Annotated in this window: 21 protein-coding genes; 17 read left to right on the forward strand and 4 right to left on the reverse strand. The window is 64.0% G+C overall.

Features of this window, described 5'->3' with window-relative positions:
* Positions 1–3: 3 nt before the first annotated feature.
* From ACOYW5_RS08745 to ACOYW5_RS08755, 3 genes are all read left to right on the forward strand, one after another.
* The gene (locus tag ACOYW5_RS08745; protein ID WP_423068862.1) at positions 4–1,359 is read left to right on the forward strand and encodes a two-component system sensor histidine kinase NtrB; all 1,356 of its coding nucleotides are present in this window, start codon (positions 4–6) and stop codon (positions 1,357–1,359) included.
* Positions 1,346–1,963, forward strand: a complete 618-nt coding sequence (gene fixJ / locus ACOYW5_RS08750) for a response regulator FixJ (protein WP_423068863.1) — start codon at positions 1,346–1,348, stop codon at positions 1,961–1,963. The genes ACOYW5_RS08745 and fixJ overlap by 14 nt, the downstream gene beginning before the upstream one ends.
* Before the next feature lie 120 nt (positions 1,964–2,083).
* Positions 2,084–2,428: a hypothetical protein gene (locus ACOYW5_RS08755; protein WP_423068864.1), complete on the forward strand. Its 345-nt coding sequence runs from the start codon at positions 2,084–2,086 to the stop codon at positions 2,426–2,428.
* A gap of 35 nt (positions 2,429–2,463) precedes the next feature.
* Here the strand turns inward: ACOYW5_RS08755 and ACOYW5_RS08760 are convergent, their stop codons facing one another.
* Positions 2,464–2,901 carry a hemerythrin domain-containing protein gene (locus ACOYW5_RS08760; RefSeq protein ID WP_423068865.1) on the reverse strand — a complete coding sequence of 146 codons (438 nt, stop codon included), beginning with the start codon at positions 2,899–2,901 and terminating at the stop codon, positions 2,464–2,466.
* Positions 2,902–3,059: 158 nt separating this feature from the next.
* On the opposite strand from ACOYW5_RS08760, the gene ccoN reads away from it, so the two are divergent.
* The 8 genes from ccoN (at position 3,060) to ccoS (ending at position 11,072) form a co-directional block, all read left to right on the forward strand.
* Entirely contained in the window at positions 3,060–4,649 is a 1,590-nt protein-coding gene (gene ccoN / locus ACOYW5_RS08765) for a cytochrome-c oxidase, cbb3-type subunit I (RefSeq protein WP_423069434.1), read from the forward strand.
* Between the two features lie 11 nt (positions 4,650–4,660).
* Complete coding sequence (gene ccoO, locus ACOYW5_RS08770) at positions 4,661–5,392, forward strand: cytochrome-c oxidase, cbb3-type subunit II (RefSeq protein WP_423068866.1); 732 nt, start codon at positions 4,661–4,663, stop codon at positions 5,390–5,392.
* A gap of 12 nt (positions 5,393–5,404) precedes the next feature.
* Positions 5,405–5,590 (forward strand): cbb3-type cytochrome c oxidase subunit 3, encoded by a 186-nt coding sequence (locus tag ACOYW5_RS08775; RefSeq protein WP_423068867.1) that lies wholly within the window; start codon positions 5,405–5,407, stop codon positions 5,588–5,590.
* On the forward strand, positions 5,587–6,453 hold the full coding sequence (ccoP, locus tag ACOYW5_RS08780; protein ID WP_423068868.1) for a cytochrome-c oxidase, cbb3-type subunit III: 867 nt from the start codon (positions 5,587–5,589) through the stop codon (positions 6,451–6,453). Before ACOYW5_RS08775 ends, ccoP begins: the two co-directional genes overlap by 4 nt.
* A gap of 107 nt (positions 6,454–6,560) precedes the next feature.
* On the forward strand, positions 6,561–8,150 hold the full coding sequence (gene ccoG / locus ACOYW5_RS08785) for a cytochrome c oxidase accessory protein CcoG (protein WP_423068869.1): 1,590 nt from the start codon (positions 6,561–6,563) through the stop codon (positions 8,148–8,150).
* Positions 8,147–8,638 (forward strand): FixH family protein, encoded by a 492-nt coding sequence (locus tag ACOYW5_RS08790; RefSeq protein ID WP_423068870.1) that lies wholly within the window; start codon positions 8,147–8,149, stop codon positions 8,636–8,638. The genes ccoG and ACOYW5_RS08790 overlap by 4 nt, the downstream gene beginning before the upstream one ends.
* A gap of 2 nt (positions 8,639–8,640) precedes the next feature.
* On the forward strand, positions 8,641–10,899 hold the full coding sequence (locus ACOYW5_RS08795) for a cation-translocating P-type ATPase (protein WP_423068871.1): 2,259 nt from the start codon (positions 8,641–8,643) through the stop codon (positions 10,897–10,899).
* On the forward strand, positions 10,896–11,072 hold the full coding sequence (ccoS, locus tag ACOYW5_RS08800; protein WP_423068872.1) for a cbb3-type cytochrome oxidase assembly protein CcoS: 177 nt from the start codon (positions 10,896–10,898) through the stop codon (positions 11,070–11,072). The genes ACOYW5_RS08795 and ccoS overlap by 4 nt, the downstream gene beginning before the upstream one ends.
* On the opposite strand, the gene ACOYW5_RS08805 is transcribed toward ccoS, so the two are convergent.
* Complete coding sequence (locus ACOYW5_RS08805; RefSeq protein ID WP_423068873.1) at positions 11,038–11,736, reverse strand: Crp/Fnr family transcriptional regulator; 699 nt, start codon at positions 11,734–11,736, stop codon at positions 11,038–11,040. The two genes, ccoS and ACOYW5_RS08805, sit on opposite strands and share 35 nt — an antisense overlap.
* A gap of 120 nt (positions 11,737–11,856) precedes the next feature.
* Here ACOYW5_RS08805 and hemN point away from each other — a divergent pair, with 120 nt between their 5' ends.
* The 5 genes from hemN (at position 11,857) to ACOYW5_RS08830 (ending at position 17,783) form a co-directional block, all read left to right on the forward strand.
* Positions 11,857–13,206 (forward strand): oxygen-independent coproporphyrinogen III oxidase, encoded by a 1,350-nt coding sequence (gene hemN, locus ACOYW5_RS08810; RefSeq protein WP_423068874.1) that lies wholly within the window; start codon positions 11,857–11,859, stop codon positions 13,204–13,206.
* A gap of 102 nt (positions 13,207–13,308) precedes the next feature.
* Positions 13,309–13,956, forward strand: a complete 648-nt coding sequence (locus tag ACOYW5_RS08815) for a helix-turn-helix domain-containing protein (RefSeq protein WP_423068875.1) — start codon at positions 13,309–13,311, stop codon at positions 13,954–13,956.
* Positions 13,957–13,997: 41 nt separating this feature from the next.
* On the forward strand, positions 13,998–15,200 hold the full coding sequence (locus ACOYW5_RS08820; RefSeq protein WP_423068876.1) for a hypothetical protein: 1,203 nt from the start codon (positions 13,998–14,000) through the stop codon (positions 15,198–15,200).
* A gap of 42 nt (positions 15,201–15,242) precedes the next feature.
* Positions 15,243–16,046 carry a DUF6544 family protein gene (locus tag ACOYW5_RS08825; protein WP_423068877.1) on the forward strand — a complete coding sequence of 268 codons (804 nt, stop codon included), beginning with the start codon at positions 15,243–15,245 and terminating at the stop codon, positions 16,044–16,046.
* 159 nt (positions 16,047–16,205) lie between these two features.
* The gene (locus ACOYW5_RS08830; RefSeq protein WP_423068878.1) at positions 16,206–17,783 is read left to right on the forward strand and encodes a carboxylesterase/lipase family protein; all 1,578 of its coding nucleotides are present in this window, start codon (positions 16,206–16,208) and stop codon (positions 17,781–17,783) included.
* Between the two features lie 170 nt (positions 17,784–17,953).
* On the opposite strand, the gene ACOYW5_RS08835 is transcribed toward ACOYW5_RS08830, so the two are convergent.
* Complete coding sequence (locus ACOYW5_RS08835) at positions 17,954–19,174, reverse strand: NnrS family protein (RefSeq protein WP_423068879.1); 1,221 nt, start codon at positions 19,172–19,174, stop codon at positions 17,954–17,956.
* 170 nt (positions 19,175–19,344) lie between these two features.
* On the opposite strand from ACOYW5_RS08835, the gene ACOYW5_RS08840 reads away from it, so the two are divergent.
* Positions 19,345–19,533: a hydrid cluster protein-associated redox disulfide domain protein gene (locus ACOYW5_RS08840; RefSeq protein ID WP_423069435.1), complete on the forward strand. Its 189-nt coding sequence runs from the start codon at positions 19,345–19,347 to the stop codon at positions 19,531–19,533.
* Here the strand turns inward: ACOYW5_RS08840 and ACOYW5_RS08845 are convergent.
* Positions 19,499–20,215, reverse strand: coding sequence for a Crp/Fnr family transcriptional regulator (locus ACOYW5_RS08845; protein ID WP_423068880.1), 717 nt, complete (start codon positions 20,213–20,215; stop codon positions 19,499–19,501). The two genes, ACOYW5_RS08840 and ACOYW5_RS08845, sit on opposite strands and share 35 nt — an antisense overlap.
* Positions 20,216–20,264: the final 49 nt, after the last annotated feature.

The following is a 20,264-nucleotide window of genomic DNA, read 5'->3' on the forward strand; positions in this document are numbered from 1 at the left end:
TTCATGGACAGGCTGCCCTCCCATACCACCGATCGACAGGACCTCATCGTCGCCGGCGTCGCGGCTATTTGCCTTGTCCTCGCTGCCGGCATGGCTCTTGCGCCGGAACCAGTGCTCTCGCCGGGGCTGCGCACTATCGGCTCAGCGGTCCTGGCCGCTCTGGGCTTGGGCGCCATCTACTGGTTGCTGCGTTCGGCCCTCGCACTGCGCAGGACGAGGCACCACACTGAGGAAACCCTGCGCGAAAAAGAGGCCCACCTCCAGTCCATCCTGGATACCGTGCTGGATGCAACGGTGGTCATCGACCCGGACGGCATCATGCAGTCGTTCAACGCTTCCGCGGTCCGGCAGTTCGGCTATTCGCCAGAGGAGGCGATCGGCCAAAACGTCAGCATGCTGATGCCGGCTCCCTATCGCGAACAGCACGATGCCTATCTCGCGAGGTACCTCAGGACCGGGGAGAAGCGGATCATCGGTATCGATCGCGTGGTGGTGGGGCGTCGCAAGGACGGGTCGACGTTTCCCATGAAGCTCGCCGTCGGCGAAATGCGGCAGGGGGACCGTGTCTACTTCACAGGCTTCATCCGCGACCTCACCGAGCGTGAAGAGTCGCAGGCGATGCTCGATCAAGCGCGGAGCGAACTGGCCCGGCTGGCCCGGCTGAACGAGCTTGGCGAGATGGCCTCGACGCTCGCCCACGAACTCAACCAGCCCCTGTCGGCGATTGCCAACTACGTCCAGGGATGTCGGCGCATGCTGGACAAGATCGACGAGGAATATGCCATACGCATGCGTGGGGCCCTCGACGAGACAGCCAAGCAGGCGCTGCGTGCCGGCGACATCATTCGGCACCTGCGCGAGTTCGTGACCCGCGGCGAGACCGAAAAGGGGCCCGAGGACATCAACCATCTGGTCGAGGAGGCGGGAGCACTGGCCCTGGTCGGGTCCCGTGAGCGCGGCGTCAAGTCGGTGTTCGACTTCGCATCAGACAGCAGCATCGTGGTGGCGGACCGGGTGCAGATTCAGCAGGTCCTGATCAACCTGATGCGCAACGCCATGGAGGCCATGCGCGACAGCCCCGAAAAGCAACTCATCGTCCGCACGCGCCACATGTCGCCGGACTGGCTGCAAGTCGAAGTCGAAGACACCGGGCCGGGGATTTCCGACGAGGTCGCGCCTCAGTTATTCCAGCCGTTCGTCACAACTAAAGCCAACGGCATGGGTATAGGGCTGTCGATCTCCCGGCGCATCATCGAATCTCACGGTGGGGAACTCACGGTGGCCAAGAACGCATCAGGCGGCGCCACATTCAGTTTTTCGCTCCCCACGTTCACGGAGGCCTCTGGTGAGTACAGCTGACACCGTTGTCCACATCGTCGATGACGAAGAGGCCGTGCGCAACTCCCTGGCGTTCTTGCTTTCAGGGGCGGGCTTCGCGGTACGCGTACACGAAAGCGCCACGGCGTTCCTCGCCATTGCGCCCCAGATCAAGAACGGCTGCCTGATAACCGACCTCCGGATGCCGGATATGGATGGCGTCGAACTCCTTCGACGCTTACGCGACACGGACGCGCTGTTGCCGGCGATCGTCATTACCGGTCACGGCGATGTTCAAATGGCTGTCGAGGCCATGAAAAGCGGCGCAATCGACTTCATTGAGAAGCCGTTCAGCGACGACGTGATCATCGAGTCGATTTCGCGGGCCGCAAGCCGCGCCGCCGAGCGCGTACAGAGCGGAGCCGCCCTCGAGATCGTCAAGCAACGAGTTGCGTCATTGAGCGACCGCGAACGGCAGGTCCTGAAGGGCGTAGTTGCCGGGCAAGCCAACAAGACCATTGCCTTTGAGCTGGGCATCAGCCCGCGGACCGTGGAGGTCTACCGTGCAGGGCTGATGGGCAAGATGCAAGCCAAGAGCCTTCCGGAGCTCGTCCGGATGATCATGGACATAGAGATCGAGGCTTGAGGCTCTGCCTGGCGGACCGCTGACTTTTGGCCGTTTGATTTACCTCAAGGCGGCAGTTCGGTCGGCGGCATAGTGAGAGGCGTCTCCTATCGAGGCGCATTCACAAGGACCCGCCGCGCCATGGCCTCCGGCCGCATTCTCGTTATTGCACCAAACGGTGATCTTCGAGCATCGCTGGTCTTTGCGCTCGAAGCGGAGGGATACCAAGTCACTGCCAAGGAAGCGCTCCCCGACTTTTCGTGGGTCGCATCTCAAGGCTTCGACTGCACGGTCCTCGACCAGAAGGCGCTCTCCGGCCCTGACTATGAGAGCATCGCCTTTTGCGTGAAAGCCGCTCCGGTTGTCTTGCTGGCGGCCCGCCCGTTCCCCTGGCTCGTCGAGTGGGTTTCCCGGATCGTCGAGATGCCTGCGATAGGCAACTCGATGTCAGCTGCGGTCCGCGAAGCCATCCGCGTCCACGTCTAGAGCGGCGAACCGCGCCATCGTGCGAATAGAGCGGGCTAGTTCAACGTGTTCCCTGCACGCAGGGCGGCCATGAGTTCCAGTTCATGCCGCACATGGCGGCGCAGACCTTCGAAGAAGCCGCGCAGCATGTATCCGGTCGCCTCTGGCGCCAAGACCGGTTGGCCGGTCGCGATCTGCTGCAGCTCAAACTGCACTTCCTCCGCAAAGCACTCGTCCTCGATGTGCTCGAGCCGCAAACGTTCTACGACCTGGCAGCCGTCGCCACCCAACGCACTCAGGTGGGGAAACATCAACGCTTCTTCCGAGGCGTGCGCGCGCTTGATGAGAGGGCATATCAGGTTGGCGATCTGCTGGCAGTGCGGTCGGTCAAGCCGATGCGGTAGCGAGTCCGCGATGCGCTCGAGTGAGTCGCAAAGGCTCATTTGCTGGTCGAAGACCTCCCGGAGTTCCGCCGAGAGTCGATCGCGAGTCATCGTCCAGACACTCCCCCCTCAAGAAGACGAGCTTCCTCGAAGACGAGTCGCGTAGTCTTGATCTGGATCAAAGTTGCCGCCCTCCTCGCCCCCTAGGTTGCGACGACTGAAATGAGCGCACGGGGGCGACGTTGCAAAATCTGCCATGGATCATCACGCTGGCGGGCGGGGCGTTCTTTACACTTGTACTGTCCGGGCTGGGGCAGGACGCGGCCTTCAGCGCCCATATGGGTATCATCGCCGCCGTCCTCGGACTGGGCGCGGTGGTTTTGCTTCGCCAGCACGGGCCGGCACCAGCAATCTCGGCGGACGGCACGGATTCGAACGGCTACTTCGATGCGCCCATCCGGATCGGCTCCATTCTCACGGTATTCTGGGGATGCGTGGGCTTCCTCGTCGGCGTGGTCATTGCGCTGCAGCTGGCATGGCCCGAACTCAATTTCGGCCCCTGGTTCAACTTCGGCCGGATGCGGCCGCTGCACACGTCGGCCGTCGTCTTCGCCTTCGGCGGCACCGCCTTGATGACGACGAGTTTCTACGTGGTGCAGCGCACCTCGAGGGCCCGTCTCATCAACGACAGCCTCGCCTGGTTCGTTTTCTGGGGCTACCAGCTGTTCATCGTCATGGCGGCAACCGGCTATCTGCTCGGCATCACCGAGAGCCGGGAGTATGCCGAGCCCGAATGGTACACCGACATCTGGCTGACCATCGTCTGGGTCGCCTACCTGATCCTGTTCCTCGGCACGATCATCAAGCGCAAGGAGCCGCATATCTATGTGGCAAACTGGTTCTACCTTGCCTTCATCGTCACCATCGCGCTGCTGCATGTCGTCAACAACCTGAGCGTGCCGGTGAGCCTGCTCGGCTCCAAGAGCTACTCGCTGTTCTCGGGCGTGCAGGATGCGCTGACCCAGTGGTGGTACGGCCACAACGCGGTGGGCTTCTTCCTCACCGCCGGCTTCCTGGGCATGATGTACTACTACATGCCCAAGCAGGCCGAGCGGCCGGTCTACAGCTACCGCCTGTCGATCATCCACTTCTGGGCTCTGATCTTCCTCTACATCTGGGCCGGCCCGCATCACCTCCACTACACCGCCCTGCCCGACTGGGCGCAGACCCTCGGCATGGTGTTCTCCATCATGCTCTGGATGCCCAGCTGGGGCGGTATGATCAATGGCCTCATGACCCTGCGTGGTGCATGGGACAAGATGCGCACCGACCCGATCATCCGCATGATGGTGATTGCCGTCGCCTTCTACGGCATGTCGACCTTCGAAGGTCCGGTCATGTCGATCAAGTCGGTGAACGGGCTCAGCCACTATACCGACTGGACCATCGGCCACGTGCACTCGGGTGCGCTCGGCTGGGTCGGCATGATCTCGTTCGCGGCGGTCTACTTCATGGTGCCGCGCCTCTGGGGACGCAAGCAGCTCTACTCGCTGCGCATGGTCAACTGGCACTTCTGGCTCGCCACCACCGGCATCGTCGTCTACGCCGCCGTCATGTGGGTCTCGGGCATCATGCAGGGCCTGATGTGGCGCGAGTACGATGACCAGGGCTTCCTCGTCTACTCGTTCGCCGAGACCGTGGCAGCGCTCCACCCCTACTACATCGCCCGCGCGTTCGGCGGCCTGCTCTACCTCGCCGGCGGCCTGGTGATGGCCTTCAACATCTGGATGACCATCCGCGGCCGGGTCCGCGACGAGCGTCCGATCGCAACCGCGCCCGTCTTGCAGCCGGCAGAATAGGAGCTCGCCAAATGGATCTTATTGGCAAACACGGCGTCATCGAACGCAACGCCTCCCTGCTCCTCAGCCTCTCGCTGGTCGTGGTGTGCATCGGTGGCATCGTCGAAGTCGCGCCGCTGTTCTACCTGCAGAACACCATCGAGAAGGTCGAAGGGATGCGTCCCTACACACCCCTCGAGCTCGCCGGGCGCGACATCTATGTCCGCGAGGGTTGCTATGTCTGTCATAGCCAGATGATCCGTCCGTTCCGCGACGAGGTCGAGCGCTACGGCCAGTACTCGCTGGCGGCGGAGTCGATGTACGACCACCCGTTCCAGTGGGGCTCAAAGCGCACCGGGCCCGACCTTGCCCGCGTCGGCGGCCGGTACTCGGACGAATGGCATGTCGAGCACCTCACCAGTCCGCAATCGCTGGTGCCGGAATCGATCATGCCCAAATACGGCTTCCTGGCCGAAACCACCCTCGACACCAGCAACATCGCGGGCAACCTCAAGGCCAACGCCATCGTCGGCGTGCCGTACAGCGAGGAGGCCATCCAGAGCGCCCAGGCCGACCTGATCGCCCAGGCAACGCCGGATGCCGACACCTCGGGACTCCTTACCCGTTACACCAATGTGAGGGCCGAGGACTTCGACGGCGACCCCATGCAGATCACGGAGATGGATGCGCTCGTCGCCTATCTCCAGATGCTCGGCACGCTGGTCGACTTCACCACCTACGACGCCAAAGCCAACTATCGTTAAGCGAGCCAGCTCATGCCAACCGCACACTACGACATGCTCCGGCACTTCGCCGACAGCTGGGGCCTCCTCTACATGATGGCGATCTTCCTCGTGGTCGTGTTCTTCCTCGTGCGTCCGGGCGCCAAGGCAAACGCCATGGCGGCCGCCCGCATCCCACTCGACGATGCGCAGCCAATGGCGCGGGGGGAACAGAAATGAGCGACAAGGAGATCGACCAGGTCACCGGCGTCGAAACCACCGGTCACGAGTGGGACGGCATCAAGGAACTGAACAACCCGCTGCCCCGCTGGTGGTTGTGGACCTTTTACGGCTCAATCGTCTTCGCGATCGGTTACACCGTCGCCTTCCCTGCCTGGCCGATGATCTCGTCGGCCACGACCGGCGTTCTTGGCTATTCCAGCCGCGCCAACCTCGACGCCGAACTGGTCGCCGCCAAGGTGGCGCAGGGCGATCTGGTTACCAAGATCGTCGACACCCCGGTGGCAGAAATCCTCGCCAACGAGGACCTGGCCCGATTTGCCCGTGCCGGCGGGAAGTCGATCTTCAAGGTCTACTGCTCGCAGTGCCACGGCACCGGAGCGACGGGCAGCGTCGGCTACCCTAATCTCAATGACGACGAATGGGTCTGGGGCGGCAACATCGAGCAAATCTACGCGACGATCTCGCATGGCGCACGTTCGCCGACCGATCCGGAGACGCACTACAACGTCATGCCGAACTTCGGCGCGGATGGGATGCTCGCTGCCGAGGAGATCGACCTTCTCGCAAAGCAGGTCGCATCGCTGTCCGGAATCGAGGGCGGTGCGGCCAGTCCCGAGGGCAACCAGCTGTTCGCCGATAACTGCGCGGCCTGCCATAGCGGTGGTGGCGAGGGGATGCCCGATGCCGGCGGCCCGTCGCTCAACGATCAGATCTGGCTCTATGAGGGCACGCTTGCGGGGATCAAGGCTCAGATCGAGCGGCCCCGCCATGGCGTCATGCCCGCCTGGCAACCAAGGCTGGGGGAATCCGCAGTCAAGCAACTGGCTGTCTACGTCCACGGACTCGGTGGTGGCCAGTAAGCCATCGCCGCGGGCAGGAGGAGGGCGGCCGCAAGCGCCCTCCTTCTCGTCCGCGGAAATTGACCCAGATCAAGCCCCTCGCCGGACGTCCGTGAGAGAACCGCTCAATGACGACCCTGATAGACAACACACGCCCATCGGCTGAGCGGCCAGCAACAGAGCGCTACGACGTCGATGCCGTGAACTCGGCTGGACGGCGGCCGCCGCTTTACGCCCCCCGCAAGAAAATCTTCCCCAAACGGGCCAGCGGATACTTCCGGAAGTTCAAGTGGCTGGTGATGCTGGTGACGCTCACCATCTACTACGTCACCCCGTGGCTGCGCTGGGACCGCGGGCCGTTCGCGCCCGACCAGGCCGTCCTCGTCGACCTCGCCAACAAGCGCTTCTACTTCTTCTTCATCGAGATATGGCCGCAGGAGTTCTACTACGTCGCCGGCATGCTGGTGATGGCCGGGATCGGCCTGTTCCTCATCACCTCGACGGTCGGCCGCGCCTGGTGCGGCTATGCCTGCCCCCAGACGGTCTGGGTCGATCTGTTCCTGGTCGTCGAGCGCTTCATCGAGGGCGATCGCAACGCCCGGATCAAGCTGGACGCCGCGCCGTGGAGCGCCTCGAAGCTGACCAAGCGGATGATCAAGCACGTCACCTGGCTGGTGATCGGCGTGCTGACGGGCGGCGCCTGGGTATTCTACTTCGCCGACGCCCCCACGTTGCTCGGAGACATCGCGACGCTCCAGGCGCCGCTGGTCGCCTATGCGACGATCGGGTTGCTTACCGCCACGACCTATACGTTTGGCGGACTGATGCGGGAGCAGGTCTGCACGTACATGTGCCCCTGGCCGCGCATCCAGGGCGCGATGCTCGACGAAAACTCGCTTACCGTCACCTACAACGACTGGCGCGGCGAGCCGCGGACCCGGCACGCCAAGCGGGCTATCGCGGAAGGCAAGCCGGTTGGCGACTGCGTGGACTGCAACGCGTGCGTTGTTGTCTGCCCAATGGGAATCGACATCCGGGACGGCCAGCAGCTCGAGTGCATCACCTGTGCCCTCTGCATCGACGCGTGTGATGACGTGATGACAAGGCTCGGAAAGGAGCCCGGTCTCATCTCCTACGCGACCCTCAGCGACTACAACCAGAACATGGCGCTGGCCACCGGCAGCGGCAAGGTGATCCAGCCGACACGGATTCGCGACCAGATCACCGGCAGGCTGAACGACGCCATCAAGCACACCGACTGGCGGTCGATCATCCGGCCTCGGACCATCGTCTATTTCGTCGGCTGGTCGGCCATCGGGCTCGCCATGCTGACCGCGCTGGCGCTGCGTTCGCCGCTGTCGCTCAACGTGCTGCACGACCGCAATCCGCTCTATGTCGAGCTGAGAGACGGTTCCATCCGGAACGGCTACGAGGTCAAGATTCTCAACATGACGCCGGCCCTGCGTACCGTCGAACTCCGGCTCGAGGGCCTGCCCGGTGCCCAGCTCTCGCTTGTTGATGGCGGCGAGGATACCGCCCAGGTGCTCAACCTCGAACTCGAGCCGGACAAGGTACTGCCGCTCCGGCTCTATGTCCGCGTGCCGCCCGGCGCCCGGCCGGCTTCGCAGGCGAAGTTCCACATCGTCGTCGAGACACCCGACGGCCATGCACGCTCGAACACCGAAACCACCTTCGAAGTCCCGGAGAACGCGAAGTGACCGCGACCCGACCTGCCGATCCGCACGCCTTCACCGGCCGCCATATGTGGCTCCTCGTCATCGGTTTTTTCGGTGTCATCATCGCCGTCAATGTCGGGATGGCGATCGTCGCCTCGACCAGCTGGACGGGCCTGGTGGTCACCAACTCCTATGTCGCGAGCCAGGAGTTCGAGGAAAAGCGCCTCGCCCACCAAGCCCAGCAAGCGGCGGGCTGGCAGGCAGTGTTCACTTATTCGCCCGGGCTCGCCAAGCTCGTCGTCAGCGATGGCGCCGGCAACCCGATCGACCTCGGCTCCGTCACCCTCAAGGTCAACCGTCCGGTGGGTGGGCATGACGACCAGGCCGTGGTGTTCGAACGTGCGCCGGACGGCAGCTACGCCGCGTCGCTGCGGTTGGCCGCCGGCGTCTGGGACGCCCTTGTACAGGCAGATGAGACGGCCAAGGGGTCATTCGAACTCCATGAGCGCTTCAGCGTCGCGGGAGATTGAGCATGACCTGCTGCATCCCCGGCGAGCACGCCATCCTTGATGCCAAGACCAGCAGCATCGAGGCCGACAGCGAAGCGCTGCTGGCCTTGAGCCGCCGCCTCGGCGACGGAACCCGCCAACTCGAGTTCGCTGTTCCCGACGCTCATTGCGCCGCCTGCATCCGGTCGATCGAAACAGGACTGGCGGCGCTCCCCATGGTGCACTCCGCCCGGGTCAACCTCACCCGCCGCCGCGTCCGGATCGTCTTCGATCCGGCGCAGGGCGATGCGGCCGAGCTGGCGCCCGCCATCAACAAGAGCGGCTACCACACCTATGTGCTCGACCCCGGCCAGGAGAGCGACGGCGATCCCGTGCTCCGCGAACTGGTGAAGGCTCTGGGCGTCGCAGGCTTCGCCGCCGGCAACATCATGCTGTTTTCGGTCTCGATCTGGTCGGGTGCCAATGATGCGACGCGCGACCTCTTCCACTGGATCTCGGCGATCATCGCGATGCCGGCAATCGCCTACTCCGGCCGAATCTTTTTCCGTTCAGCCTGGCGGGCCCTGCGCGTCGGCAAGACCAACATGGACGTGCCGATCTCCATCGGCGTCATCCTCGCGACGGCGTTGAGCCTGTTCGAAACGCTGAACTCCGGCGAACACGCCTATTTCGATGCCTCGGCAACGTTGCTGTTCTTCCTCCTCGCCGGGCGCACGCTCGACCATCTCATGCGCGAGCGGGCTCGCAGCGCCATCACCAATCTCGCGCGGCTGCAGCCGCGTGGCGCGACACAGGTGCACGAAGATGGCCGGCGCGAATACGTGAGGCTGGATGAAATCGCTCCCGGCATGACCCTCGAGGTCCGAGGGGGGGAGCGCGTACCTGTCGATAGCGTCGTTGCCACCGAAGGGGCGGTGTTCGACTACTCCATCATCACGGGCGAGACGGCGCCACATGTCATCGAGATCGGTGGCGAGGTGGTTGCAGGTGCCAGCAATCTTGGCGGCCCGCTCCGATTGCAGGCCACACGCGCGTCCACCGATTCCTTCCTCGCCCGCATGGCGGCGATGATGGAAGCCGCTGAAGGCGCAAAAACGAGGCCGCGCCGTATCGCCGACAGGGCGGCCGCAGTCTACGCGCCGGTGGTTCACACCATCGCGATCACCACTTTCCTCGGCTGGGGCCTGCTCGGCGGTGATTGGCACGCGGCCCTGCTCAACGCCGTAGCTGTCCTCATCATTACCTGCCCATGTGCTCTCGCCCTGGCCGTGCCGATCGTCCATGTCGTCGCGGCCGGGAAGATGTTCGAACGGGGAATCCTGATGAAGGACGGGGCGGCACTCGAACGGGCAGCCGAAGTCGACTCGGTCGCCTTCGACAAGACCGGCACGCTCACCATCGGACAGCCGCAACTCATCGACAGCCAGGCCAAGGATGGGCAAGCGAAGGACGTGGCAGCGGCTCTGGCTGGAAGCAGCAACCATCCATTGTCGAAGGCCCTGGCGGCGTATCTCGGTGCCGGGACAGCATTCGCCGGCCAGGTCCGGGAGGAGCCAGGCCGGGGCGTCGAAGGTATGACCGGCGGCGTCACGTGGCGCCTGGGTAGTGGGGACTGGTGTGGGATGCCATCGGAGGCGGGCACGCCGTTCACGGAGGTCTGGCTTACCGCCAATGGCAAGGCCCGGGCCTGGTATCGCTTCAACGACATCGTGCGCCCCGGCGCCGCCGATGCGATCAAGGCCCTTGCCGGCATGGGGCTGCCGTCCCGGCTGTTGTCCGGCGACCGCCAGGGACCTGTCGATGCGGTTGCCGCGGCTGTCGGGATTGACCACGCACTGGGTTCGCGACGTCCCGAGCAGAAGGTCGCGGCCGTCTCGGCGGGCCGGACCCTGATGGTCGGTGACGGGATCAACGATGCACCGGCGCTCCGGGCCGCCTACGTCTCGATGGCGCCGACCTCGGCGGCCGATATCGGGCGCAGCGCGGCGGACTTCGTGTTCACGAGCAATGATCTCGGCGCCGTGCCATTTGCCGTGCGCACTGCCCGGCGTGCTGCACGCCTTGTGTCCCAGAACCTGGTGCTCGCTATCGGGTACAACGCAATCGCCGTACCGCTGGCGATCGCCGGACAGGTAACACCGCTGATCGCCGCCGTTGCGATGTCCTCGTCATCGCTGATCGTGGTGGCAAACGCCCTTCGCCTGCGCTTTGACGCCAACCGGCCAAGCCAGGAGAAGACGACCGACACCAACCTCGCCGAGCTGGAGGAGAAGACCGCATGAGTGGATTGGCCGTTCTTATCCCGATTGCGGTCGCCATGGGGCTGTTCGCTCTTGCCGCATTCTTCTGGGCCTTACGGTCGGGACAGTACGAGGATCTGGATGGGGCGAGCGAACGGATATTCGAGGACGACGAACGCGTTATCCGGCACGGTCCTTCAAAGCGCGAAGGCTGAGTACTTTGACATGGCGGTGGCCCGAGACCGCAATCACGCCGCTGTGCCGCAACTTGCTGACCTGGCGCGATACGGTCTCGATGGTCAGGCCCAAAAAGTCCGCCATGTCGGCTCGTCCGATGGGCATATCGAAAGCAACGCTGTCGGCACTGCCTCTTCCGCTTCGTTTGGCGACCAACAGCAGCAAGCTGGCAACCCTCTCGGCAGCGCTCTTGCGACCCAGGGTCACCATCCACTCCCGCGCTTCGTCCAGGTCGTGCAGCGATTGATCGAGCAGTCGCTGCTTCAGGTTCGAGCTCGACGCAACCAATGCCTCGAGCACGCCCCGCGGAAAGCGGCAGAGCTCGACGTCTGACGCGGCCTCGGCGCTCAGGGGGCTCTCAGCCCGGAACAGACGCCCCATCAGGTCCGGAGCGAACTGCAGTCCGACCAGTTGCTGCCTGCCATCGCGCAACACCCGCGACAGCTTGACTGCACCGTTGGTGACATTGGCGTAGCCGTTGATCTCGCCGCTTTCGAGGGCCAGTCCCTCGCCCGCGTCGTGGCGCGTGTGCCGGGCGTTGCGAGCGAGGTGCCGAAGCTCGGACGGGCTGAGGACGGCGCAGATGCCCTCATGCCGAGCGCGGCAGTCCAGGCAGGCCGACGGCACCGGCTCCGAACTCACTCCCACGGAAATTGGCTTTGGTCGTCGCATGACCCGTCATCGCACGCTGAGGCGAGTGCCATTTGATCAGGATCAAGGACGGCATGGGGAGGCTCTGCGACCTAGGGGCGAGAGGTGCCAATGTCCGACACGATGCTAGCCCGGTACGCGAAGCCGGTCCCCCGCTACACGAGCTATCCCACCGCTCCCCATTTTCACGCGGGGGTGGACGACCTCACCTATGCCGGCTGGCTCAAGTCGCTGCCACCGGCGACAGCACTTTCACTCTACGTCCACATCCCATTCTGCGACCGGCTGTGCTGGTTTTGTGGTTGCCATACCAAGCAAGTGCTCCGCTACGACCCGATCGCCGCCTACCTCCCTTCCGTATTCAGGGAGATGGAAACCGTCGCCGGCCTGCTGGATGGCCGCGGGCAAGCTGTCGCTTTGCACCTGGGGGGCGGCTCGCCTTCGATGTTGCAGCCCAAGGACCTGATCGAGCTCGCGTCTCGCGTTCGACAGGGTTTCGACGTCAGCCGCAAGCTCGAGTTCAGCATCGAGATCGACCCCAACGACATGACAGACGACCGCTACGACGCGTTCGCGCAAGCAGGCGTGACGCGCATCAGCGTCGGCGTCCAGGACTTCAACCCGAAAGTGCAGCACGCCATCAACCGCATCCAGACCTATGAGCAGACGAGAGCCGTTGTGGATGGAATGCGGCAGCGGGGCGTGACGTCGGTGAACCTCGACGTCCTGTACGGCTTGCCGCACCAGACCGTTGCGAGCGTCGTGGCAACGGTCGATCAGGCCCTGTCGATGAATCCCGACCGCCTCGCCTTGTTCGGCTATGCGCACGTGCCGTGGATGAAGACCCACCAGCGCATGATCGATGAGGCGGCGCTTCCGGATCCTGCCGAGAGACTGCGCCAGTCCACCGCCGCCGCGGAGCGCATCTGCGCCGCCGGCTATGTGGCCATCGGTATCGATCACTTTGCCAAACCCTCGGATGGTTTGGCTGTCGCGTGCAAATCAGGAAAGCTCCACCGCAACTTCCAGGGCTATACGACCGACGAGGCCCCCGCCCTTATCGGGCTTGGAGCGTCTTCGATCGGCAACCTGCCCCACGGCTATGTCCAGAACATCACCGCCACGGGCGAGTATATGCGCGCCATACGCCAGCGGGGGCTCGCCATCGCCAAAGGCCTGCCGCTGAGCGACGAGGACCGGATGCGTGGCTGGGTCATAGAGCGGCTGATGTGCGACTTCGCCGTTTCCGTTGATGAACTCCGGAACCGGTTCAAGCACATGGCGGCGCCGGTTGTCACAGAGATGATCTACGCGGCGCAAGGCGACCAAGATGGCGTCGTCTGGTTCGACGGCCACACGTTCTCCATCACCGAACTCGGCCGGCCCTTTGTCCGGTCGGTCGCGGCGACCTTCGATACCTACCTCGCGTCTGGAGTTGGCCGGCATTCCGTGGCCGTCTAGCCCGCCACATCTGCCCTAAGTAAACCCCCTAAGACTCGGACCGGAATTTCGGAAATCGGGGGAACGGCTACCTTCTGATCATTGCAATCAAGGGCAGCAAAAATGCACATCCAGCCGACTTTCCGCGTCAACCAGCCGACCAATGCTGCGGACGCCGGGGTCTCCGCCCTGTTGACTGCGATGCAGCCCGCGGCGATCACCTTCTATCGGGCTGATGCCGTTATCTATGCGCAGGGCGAGGCAGCGGGCCCCCTCTACCTGGTCGAGTTTGGCACTGTTCGCATCTGCCGCATGACGGCCGATGGCCGGCGGCTGATCAGCGCCTTTCACACGGCTGGCGAGGTCTTCGGCTTCGAGGCAGACCCCGAGCACCAATCCTACGCCGAGAGCGTCGACGGCGCCGGCGTTCGCGTGCTCCGCACCAGCTGCAGCGAGCAGCCCACCGGCAGTATGCTGCTGCTGGCGCTCAAGAGCCTCGCTCGCACACAGAGCCACCTGATGGTGCTCGGACGCAGGACCGCGAATGAGCGCATGGCAGCCCTGATCCTCGATCTGGCTGAACGTCAGGGTGACGAGAAACTCGTGCATCTGCCGATGCAGCGCTACGACATCGCCGACTATCTAGGCATCACCTTCGAGACCGTGTCCCGCATTCTCCGCGTCCTGAAAGACCAGGGCGTGATCCGGCTCCGCTCCATCAGCGAAATCGAAATCCTCGATCTCACTGCGTTGCAGGACATGTGTGACTGAACCGTCACCAGCCCCGCGACCTCCAACCATTCGAGAGACAAATGAGTATCTTGCTTGCGGCAAAGTACCAGCTGGCTCGTCTCCGGCCGCTGCTCGCTGCGGCCGGAACGGCCGCCATAGTCCTGCCTCTGGCCGCGACCCCCGCCGAGGCTCACGTCAAGTGGTTTGCGCCCTACATTGTCGGCGCAGCGCCGCAGCCGATCATGTCGACGCTGACCAACACCTGGTTCTGGCTCGCCATCGGGCTGGTCCTGGTATTCTTCATCGGAACGCGCCTCGTCGAGCGCACTCGGCTCGGCGAAGCGACGCTCGCCGGCATCGACAAGGTCTCGGGACCGCTCTGGAACCGGTCGGACGATTTCGTCCGCGCGGTGATCGGCGCCTTCTTCGTCGCGATCTTCGCGGTCGGTGGTGTCTATCTCACGCCTGATCTGAAGACGCCGGCCGAGTGGGTGTCGTGGCTGCAGCTGCTGATCGCGTTTGGCGTCTTCTCGCGGAAGACCCAGCCGTTTTCGGCTGCGGGCATCATCCTCCTTTGGGTCCTGGCCCTGCGCGACTACGACATCTTCCACCTGCTCGACTACCTGGCGTTGGGCGTTGCGATTGCGGGCTATCTCGTTCTCGAAAGCTCGAACAATCCCGAGTGGCGGAAGCACCGGTTTGAGCTCCTGCGTTGGGGTGTGGCGATAGCGTTGATGTGGTCGAGCCTCGAGAAGTTCGCCTATCCGGAGTGGTTCTATCCGCTGGTCGACGAGAAGCCGTTCCTGACCTTCGGGATGTCGCGCGACGTATTCATTCCGATGGCTGGCGTCGCGGAGTTCACCATGGGCTTTGGCCTGCTCTGGACCCCACTGGTTCGTCGGCTGTCGGCGATCAGCCTGTTCGTGATCTTCAACGCCGCGGTCTACCCGTTCGGCAGAATGGACCTCGTTGGCCACGCACTGATCATGGCCATCATCGTCATTATCGCCATCGATCCGACGCGTGAGATGCACTTCCTGCCTGCCCTCAAGCGGAGCTTCAGGAGCGTGCCTGTCGGACTGGCCGCTGCCCTGGTGATCATCGCAGGCAGCTACTGGGGTCTCCACACGGCGATCTACGGTCCCGAAGGCCGGGCGCCGACTGAACAGATGACGACGCACAGCCCAGATCCGGCCCACCCCCATGCTGACGAGGCGGCAGATGTCGACGCCGCGCCATATGATCACCCGGAATCGCTGCTTGTGTCGGCGAGCGATCCCTAAAAAGCCTATTGAGGCCTGCGCCAAATGAAATGGGGTCGCGCCATGCTGCTTATGTTGATTGTCGGCCTGGCCGGCTTGGCGGCCTATGTCTGGTTCGAAAGCCGGAACTTCGAGACGATGATTGCCGGGCTGCGCGAGCGGGTTATCGCCGCCCGCGAGCCGGCTGCGGCTGCGGTAGAGCTTCCCGACATCGTGCGTGCCTATGCGATGCGGGCGGGAGGCAGCATCGGTGGGCCTGCGTTTGTCCACCTCCGCCATCGCGCCATGCTGGTCACGGACCAGCGTCGACCGCCCACCAATATCGATGCAGACCAGTGGCTGGCAACGCGTCGAACGGACCTCGTCTGGGTCGGCCGCGGCAGCATGTTTGGTTTGCCTGTGGCCGTAATCGACAGCGTCGTCGACGGCTCCGGGCTGTTGGAGGCCCGCCTGGCCGGTGTCCTGCCTGTGGCGAAGGGCCTCGGTGCCGATTTCGACAAGGGGGAACTGCAGCGCTATCTGTCCGAGCTGCCGGTTCATCCAGATGCGATCCTCAATAACACGCAACTGCGGTGGCGGCAGATCGAGGATGGCCTGGTCGAGGTGAGCGGCACCTCCCAGACGGGGCCGGCAAGCGTTCGGCTGTTCTTCGATGCCTCGGGCGATATAATCAGCCTGGAGGCCGCGGACCGCCCGATGACCGTGGGCAGCAAGATCGTGCCCACGTTGTGGAGAGGACAGTTCAGCAAATACAAGCAGTTCGGACGCTATCGCATCCCGAGCTACGGCGAAGTCAGCTGGGTGCTGCCCGAGGGGCCTTTTACGTACTGGAAAGGCGAGATCGTTGCCTACGAACCCGAGCAGTGAGTTCAACTTCTGAAGTCCAGGGAGCGCCCTAGATGTAGGGACGAGCCTCTGCACCACGTTCGGGCAAGACGTCTGCAGATTTTGATCATGATCAACCTGCCAGGGAAGCCGGCCTGCTACGCTCCCAACCATCTTGTGGGGCGCCAGATGGAGGCCGCTATGAGGCGACGTCGTTTTCTGATTGGTTCTGCCGGTTCAGGACTGGCAGCAGGACTGTGGCCGGCTCGAGCGATTTCCGACGATGCCCGCCCCACCGTCACAACTCCGGACGGGCAGCTCCGCGGCGCGACTGAGGGCGGCATCCATATCTTCAAGGGTGTCCCCTTTGCAGCACCCCCGATCGGGCAAAACCGCCTGCGACCTCCCCGAGCCTCCGAAAGTTGGGACGGTACTCGAGACGCCACCGCGTTCGGTCCAAAGCCACCGCAGCCGCCCTACCCGCCCATGGTCGCGGCCCTGTTGCCGCCGGAGGTGCCGGGACCGGGCGACAACTGCCTGACGCTGAACATCTGGTCGCCGGCGCTAGGCGAGGCGGGCCTGCCTGTCATGGTCTGGATACCTGGCGGCATGTACGAGTACCACGCCACAGGCGCCTCTCCCTGGTACGACGGAACCAGCTTCGCCCGCGATGGCGTCGTCTTCGTTTCCATCAACTACCGCGTCGGTGCCGAGGGCTTCCTCTTCCTGAACGACGGAATCTCCAACCTGGGTCTGCTCGACCAGATTGCGGCCCTCGAATGGGTGCAGCAGAACATCGCCGCGTTCGGCGGCGATCCAGGCAACGTCACGATATTCGGCGAGTCCGCCGGCGGGCTAAGCGTTGGAACGCTCCTTTCGATGCCGCGTGCCAAGGGGCTTTTCCGGCGGGCGATCATCGAAAGCGGCGGCGGTCATCATGTCAGCACGCCGGGGACCGCCGAACGCATCGGTCGACGGCTGGCTGAGCTACTCGGGACCGACGCAAGCCGCGAGGCCATCGCCGCCGTTCCGATCGAGCGGATGCTGAAGGCGCAGGAAGCGCTGCGGGGCGAGCTTCTCTCAAATCCGGACCCGGAGTTCTGGGGAGAGATCATGCTCGATGGGCTACCGTGGGAACCAGTCATCGATGGTGACCTGATCCCGGTCCGGCCGATCGACGCGATCTCGGCCGGCATCGGTGCGTATGTCGACATCCTCTCAGGATCGAACACCGAGGAGTGGCGACTGTTTCTGGTACCCGGCGGCGCAATCGACGCGACCGGTGAAGAGGCCCTTGCGGGGACAATCATGGCGACGGGGTTGCCGGTGGCGGCCGCTCTCGCCGCCTACAGGGAACGGTATCCGGGCGCGAGTACGGGCGACCTGTTCGCGGCGGTGATGACGGACTGGTATTGGCGAATCCCCGCACTGAGACTTGCCGAAGCGCACTCGACCCATGGCAAGGCAAGGACCTTCATGTACGAGTTCGCCTGGCGCTCGCCTCAGTTCGACGGGCGGCTGGGTGCCGGTCATGCCATCGAAATCCCGTTCGTGTTCAATACCCTCGGGGCCCAAACCGAGCAACTTCTCGGTGCCGGGCCGCCGCAACAGCTTGCTGATGAGATGCATAAGGCGTGGACGCGCTTTGCCGCCACCGGGGATGCCGGCTGGCCGGAATTCGACACGGCGCGACGGGCGACAATGCACTTCGATGTGCCGTCGACTGTCGTCGAGGATCCGATGGCGGCAGAGGGACACCTCTGGGAGGGCGTTCGCTAGAACCGCGCAAGCTCCAGGGTCGTTGATGTCTTCAGTGGGAGCGCGAACTAGGCTGGGGCGAGGCCGAGAAGCGAGCGTAGCGGTCCGGGTACGGCAGCCAGATCACCAATGGAATATTCATCGAGTACGGCCAGGAAGGGGCCGTGAGGCCCGGCATGCTGCCTACTGCCTCATCCGGCTTTGAGCCTTGGTGACACGAGCATCGGCCCGAATTCGAGGATGAACAACCCGAATGCAATGAGCCAGCACGCACCGCTCAGGGAGAGCAGCAGGTGGTATTGCGATGGGATGAGCTCGGCAAATGGACGCAGCACTGCTGAAAGCGTCAGCGCAAGGTAGGCAACCGAAGTGCGCGGCGAAGCGGTGAGCGCTCGCGCGGTATGCCCGAGGCTCGCGCGGGTCATTACCGCAAACGTCATTCCCGCGATGGCCCCCACCGTCAGGACGTGAAGCGCCGAGGCATTGGCGATCCAGCCGAGGGAGGCGAGAGCAACCGACAGCATCCCGAGGGGGATGAATGCGTAGCCGACGTGAAGGGCCAGCAACAGGGGCTCGTCAACCGTGCGCCGGCCGTGCCAGCGGGCCAGCCGGACAGCATGGAGAAAGGCAGCCCCCACCGCTGCGCAGGCCGTGACGATGGTCTCGGGAAAGGCGACCCACAGCGCCAGGGTCACCAGCAGCCATACCATCGCAACGACATCGAAGCGGCCAAACGGGGCCGGCAGTCGAGATGAGCCTGCCTTTGCCAGCCAGTTCCTCGTGAAGCTCGGAACGATGCGGCCGCCGACGACGGCAATCAGCATCACATAGATGGCGACCCCTGCCCGGGACGCCTCAAGCGCCGCGCCGTTGAACGCCACCGACACATGAAACGCGATGTTGACCAGCGAAAGGGCGCTCAGGCCGGCAAGGATCTTGAGGTTCTTCCAGTTCTTTCCCGCGATGATCTCGATCGCCGCTATCGCAGCCATCAGCGGCAAGAAGCAGGCCTCGGCCAGCATCGACAGCGGCAGGCCAATGACGCCCGGAACTGCCATGACCAGTCGACCCGCAAGCCACACAGCAACCAACCCGAGCAAGGGCAAGCCTGACACCGGCAGGCGGCCGGTCCAATTGGGAATTGCCGTCAGCATGTAGCCTGCCAGCGCGGCGCTGGTGTAGCCGAACAGCATCTCGTGAGCATGCCAGTTGAGCATGCCGTAGTCGCCACCGATCTCCCAGCCGGCGGTCAAGGCTCCGATCCAGCCAACCATCGCTGCAATGGCAAAGATCCCCGCCAGCAGGAAAAACGGACGGAAGCCATAGGACAGCACCGGCGGCCCGCTTCTGGCGATGCCCCGCGGAACTGGTTTGCGAGCCTTGCTGACGACATTGCCCAAGCCGAAGTTCATGGTCCTGCCGCTCCTTTGGTGGCCAGCGATGAATGCCAGTCCAAACCTCCCCGGTCTTTGCTGTCGCGCAAGGAAGTCGCTCGGCGCCTGCGTAACGTTTGGTGACAGGAGAAGCCGGAGACGCCGCGATGCCTGGAACCGACATTGACGACCTGAGTCTCGCAGAGATCATGTCAAGGTGGCCGTCGACCATCAGGGTATTCCTGGACCGCCGCATGCACTGCGTCGGATGTCCGATAGCGCCGTTCCACACCTTGGTCGACGCGGCGGAGGAACATGCCCTGCTGCTGGCTGGGTTGGCGGCCGACATCGAACTGGCCAGGCTCAGAGATAGCCAGGTTTCAGCCCGTCACCGATGAGGACGAGCTGGTGCGGGTCCCGTACCAGCAGCTTCTGTCGACCGCCCACCACCAGCCCGGCTGCCTCCCAGGCGGTGAGGATGCGGGAGACGGTGTGGAGAGTGGTGCCGGTCATCTCGGCGATGTCCTGCTTGGAGATAGGGAAGTCGATACGGACCCCCTCTTCCTCTTTCCTGCCCGACTGGTTCACGAGACGGAGAACCGCGTGGGCGACGCGCCGCTCGACCTCCTCGGTCGACAGTTCCCGCAGGCGTTGCTGGGCCTCGAGCAGCCGGCTGCCCATCGTCTGCATCGCGCTGACGGCCAGGGACGGGTATTGCTCCAGGAAGTCGTTCCAGAGGCTCATGGGCCAGGAGAGCACGACGCTCTCCGAAACGGCGGTCGCTGTCCCGGGATAGTCCAACCTGCGCAATGCCTTGGCAATGCCAAACAGGTCGCCGGGATTGACCATTCGGACGACCACCTGCTGGCCCTCGCTGGTGACCTGGGTCACCCGCAGGCGGCCATGCAGCAGCACGAAGAACTGGGTCGCAGTCTGGCCCTGCTCGAACACCGCGTCCCCGGGGGCATAGCGAGGGCTGCCCGCCGATCTCAGCACGTCGTCGATCTGGCCGGGCTCCAGTTGCTCAAACAGCGCGAGGCCCTGGACCGCAGCGCGGTTGATCGGCGTTTGCGTTTGCATGTCAGCTTTCCTCAAATCGAGCGGTCATTTCACGACAATGGTTCCGGGC

The sequence above is a fragment of the Devosia sp. CN2-171 genome (genome assembly GCF_049354815.1).
In the GTDB taxonomy this organism is placed as follows: Bacteria; Pseudomonadota; Alphaproteobacteria; order Rhizobiales; family Devosiaceae; genus Devosia_A.

Coding starts and splice junctions, on each gene's coding strand:
- ACOYW5_RS08745 (WP_423068862.1), top strand. CDS start 4: ATGGACAGGCTGCCCTCCCATACCACCGATCGACAGGACCTCATCGTC.
- ACOYW5_RS08755 (WP_423068864.1), top strand. CDS start 2,084: ATGGCCTCCGGCCGCATTCTCGTTATTGCACCAAACGGTGATCTTCGA.
- ACOYW5_RS08760 (WP_423068865.1), bottom strand. CDS start 2,901: ATGACTCGCGATCGACTCTCGGCGGAACTCCGGGAGGTCTTCGACCAG.
- ccoO (WP_423068866.1), top strand. CDS start 4,661: ATGGATCTTATTGGCAAACACGGCGTCATCGAACGCAACGCCTCCCTG.
- ACOYW5_RS08775 (WP_423068867.1), top strand. CDS start 5,405: ATGCCAACCGCACACTACGACATGCTCCGGCACTTCGCCGACAGCTGG.
- ccoP (WP_423068868.1), top strand. CDS start 5,587: ATGAGCGACAAGGAGATCGACCAGGTCACCGGCGTCGAAACCACCGGT.
- ccoG (WP_423068869.1), top strand. CDS start 6,561: ATGACGACCCTGATAGACAACACACGCCCATCGGCTGAGCGGCCAGCA.
- ACOYW5_RS08795 (WP_423068871.1), top strand. CDS start 8,641: ATGACCTGCTGCATCCCCGGCGAGCACGCCATCCTTGATGCCAAGACC.
- ccoS (WP_423068872.1), top strand. CDS start 10,896: ATGAGTGGATTGGCCGTTCTTATCCCGATTGCGGTCGCCATGGGGCTG.
- hemN (WP_423068874.1), top strand. CDS start 11,857: ATGTCCGACACGATGCTAGCCCGGTACGCGAAGCCGGTCCCCCGCTAC.
- ACOYW5_RS08815 (WP_423068875.1), top strand. CDS start 13,309: ATGCACATCCAGCCGACTTTCCGCGTCAACCAGCCGACCAATGCTGCG.
- ACOYW5_RS08820 (WP_423068876.1), top strand. CDS start 13,998: ATGAGTATCTTGCTTGCGGCAAAGTACCAGCTGGCTCGTCTCCGGCCG.
- ACOYW5_RS08825 (WP_423068877.1), top strand. CDS start 15,243: ATGCTGCTTATGTTGATTGTCGGCCTGGCCGGCTTGGCGGCCTATGTC.
- ACOYW5_RS08830 (WP_423068878.1), top strand. CDS start 16,206: ATGAGGCGACGTCGTTTTCTGATTGGTTCTGCCGGTTCAGGACTGGCA.
- ACOYW5_RS08835 (WP_423068879.1), bottom strand. CDS start 19,174: ATGAACTTCGGCTTGGGCAATGTCGTCAGCAAGGCTCGCAAACCAGTT.
- ACOYW5_RS08840 (WP_423069435.1), top strand. CDS start 19,345: ATGTCAAGGTGGCCGTCGACCATCAGGGTATTCCTGGACCGCCGCATG.
- ACOYW5_RS08845 (WP_423068880.1), bottom strand. CDS start 20,215: ATGCAAACGCAAACGCCGATCAACCGCGCTGCGGTCCAGGGCCTCGCG.